The organism is Myxacorys sp., assembly GCF_059501405.1.
Genome location: NZ_JCACCM010000051.1, coordinates 1 through 2,681 on the forward strand (window position 1 = coordinate 1; position 2,681 = coordinate 2,681).

Annotated in this window: 3 protein-coding genes; 2 read left to right on the top strand and 1 reads right to left on the bottom strand. The window is 49.8% G+C overall.

The window, feature by feature from the left end:
* Positions 1–96: 96 nt before the first annotated feature.
* Complete coding sequence (locus AC5I6P_RS05115; protein WP_495692680.1) at positions 97–849, top strand: CHAT domain-containing protein; 753 nt, start codon at positions 97–99, stop codon at positions 847–849.
* Between the two features lie 129 nt (positions 850–978).
* On the opposite strand, the gene AC5I6P_RS05120 is transcribed toward AC5I6P_RS05115, so the two are convergent.
* Positions 979–1,578: a site-specific integrase gene (locus tag AC5I6P_RS05120; RefSeq protein WP_495692681.1), complete on the bottom strand. Its 600-nt coding sequence runs from the start codon at positions 1,576–1,578 to the stop codon at positions 979–981.
* Between the two features lie 499 nt (positions 1,579–2,077).
* On the opposite strand from AC5I6P_RS05120, the gene AC5I6P_RS05125 reads away from it, so the two are divergent.
* A complete protein-coding gene (locus tag AC5I6P_RS05125) occupies positions 2,078–2,608 on the top strand; it encodes a putative outer membrane beta-barrel protein (RefSeq protein ID WP_495692682.1) in 531 nt (176 codons plus the stop codon).
* The last annotated feature ends 73 nt before the right edge of the window (positions 2,609–2,681 follow it).

Sequence of the window (2,681 nt, forward strand, 5' to 3'; positions counted from 1 at the left end):
AATTCACCGTCCTCACTAGCTTTCCAGCTTCTTAGTTTTGTCAGTCAAGCAGGCATCATGGTTATTTCGACAGAGCCTTTTATTCCCTGAGAATTGGTGCATCTGAAACCACCAGGTCAGAATTATTTACCCAATGAAACTTGCTTTCTAGGACAAATGGGCTTAGTCCGCTGGCTACATGATGTTGGGTTTCCTCCTGAAGAAATCAGCATCAGACCTGGGCGTGCTACCTATGTGATCCCCTGCTATCCAGATAATCGCTATCGTTTACCTCAAGCAGAGCAGGAGTCTCACTTTCTAGAGCAGCAATTTGGAGCCACTAAAGTTGAACCTCAACCCATTGATGTGCGCAACCTGTTATCCTTATCCTCTTTTGATTTGCTGCACTTTGCAGGACATGGACTTGCAGAGCAAGACAACATTGCTAACGCGAAATTAATGCTACAAGGACGAGTAGAGAACGGTAGATATGTACCTGTCTATCTCAGTGCAACGACTATAGGGCAGTACTGTCAATGCAATTTGCGGGATAGAAGCGAACGCCCAATGGTCGTTTTGAATGCTTGCCAGATTGGGAGAGAGGGGTATAGGTTAACTGGAATTGGCGGCTTTGCTCAAGCGTTTCTCAAAGGCGGTGCTGGCGTATTTGTAGGCACCCTCTGGTCAGTAGGCGATCGCCCAGCTCGCATTTTCACCGAAACACTGTATTTGAGTTTAATTAAGGGAATGACACTTGCTGAGGCGACCATTGCAGCGCGACAGCAAGCGAAACAAGGAGGTGACGCAACCTGGCTCGCCTATGTTGTGTATGGACATCCTCACCTCAAACTGAGAATGACTAACAATTAGATTGCTTAGCTAACCTTATATTGCTCTATTAAAAAACGAGCCTTTTTTGATAGAGGATTCCAACTCACCCATTGATAACCCTGATGAACCATTGGTAGCAGACATTGCTCCTGACCAGTTGCCATTCGGTTACAGTTCCAGCTCATAAATCTGGGCAATCTCCTCGGCTTGAATGCCCAGATACGCTAAGGTCTGTTGCTGGGTGGCGTGTCCAAAAGCTTCCATCAGCAGCGGAATGGCGGTGCCGCGCTCCAGCCGCTGCCAGTACCCCCAAGTCTTGCGCAAGCTGTGGCTGCCATACTTGCCCTTCAGTCCCACATGCTGACACCAGGTTTTCACCATCGTGCTCACGGTGGGAACAGTGAGACAACCGCGCTTGCCCTGGAACAGGAACGCGTTATCGGGAAGGGGATGAGCCGTGAGGTACTGGGAGATCGCCTTCACCACCGCCCCATTCACAGTCACACTCCGAAACTTCCCCGTTTTGCTTTGCTTGACGCGCAGCACATCCCCAGGTTGCAGGGAGCGCACCTGACCAACCGTGAGCGAGAGCAACTCATTGGCACGAAAGGCAGTATTGATTCCCAGTACAAACAGACACAGATCACGTGGCTGGTCCCGCAGCAGTTTCTTGATTCGCTCGATCGCCTTCTTATCCCGAATCGGTTCAACTGTCAGCACAGATCCCGGAAGCGGGTGATGCGGATTTTCGCCTTTTTGAAACGCCATGCCAGCCTTGATTTTTTCACTAAGTTATCACAGCCATCAGCCATTAACTTAATGAAAAAAGGCAACCCGAAAAATCAGCGAGGGCGGAAAAAAGTACTAAACACCAAGCAGGGCAAAGAACACAGCCGAATTATAATTCACTAAGTTTTGTTTAATAGTTAATGAAACTGGAGGAGCCGATCATCAAGGTCTTCTTCTTCACAGGAGTCAGGACGCATTCCGGATTACTTAGGACGCTTAGTAAAGTGAACAGTCCCCGCCTCTTTGACATCTCCCCCGCTCTATAACAGAAGTATGGAATCAGAACCAAGCGCAATTCAACTTTCACGCCCATTCTGATTCTCTTCGCACTCACTCGCTTCCCAGCACTCTGGAGCAGCTTTGCACCTCAATCCCAGTCTGCTGGTGATACCCAAGAAGTCGTGAGTCGCTGATGTTTCTTCTTGTTGCCTTTCCAGGCACAAACACTTCTTTACCTTTCACAATCCTTTAGGTGACTATGAGATCTCTTCAATCTGTTACGATGCTTTCGGGTCTCGCTGCTTTAGTCGTTTCTCCGCTGTTCGTTGAAGTGGGTGCTGCCTCGGCTCAACCTGCTCCTCGCTATGATCGCAGTTATGTGGGCGCTGGCATTTCTGGTGGTGTCCTCAGTGGTGGACGCGGCAATGATGACACTTCCTTTGGCGGCAATGTTCAAGGGCGCTTTGCCATTCCCAATACTCCTGTGTCTGCGCGGGGTTCCGTCTTGTTTACGGGTAAGAATAGCGCGATTATTCCGACCCTGACGTACGATCTGCGGTTGAATGACAAATCCAACCTGTATGCCGGAGCTGGCTACTCCTTTGTGCAGAATGGTGGGGTGACGTCTCCGATCGGGAATCAAGATGCGGCGGTGCTGACGGCGGGAGTTGAATCCCAAGTGGCGAAAGGCGTCGTCGTGTACAGCGATGCCAAGTATGGCATCAATGCGTTCCGGGACAGTGATGCGGGTGCGCTGAGTCTGCAAGCGGGTGTTGGGCTGGAGTTCTAAGCTTGCTCAGGGCAGACAAAGGTATCGTCAACTTAACCGGGAATATTCGAAATTAAGTACGATAATCCTTGAA

What these genes read in the sequence shown, in the direction of transcription:
- AC5I6P_RS05120 (WP_495692681.1), bottom strand. Translation starts at nt 1,578, where the DNA reads ATGGCGTTTCAAAAAGGCGAAAATCCGCATCACCCGCTTCCGGGATCT.
- AC5I6P_RS05125 (WP_495692682.1), top strand. Translation starts at nt 2,078, where the DNA reads ATGAGATCTCTTCAATCTGTTACGATGCTTTCGGGTCTCGCTGCTTTA.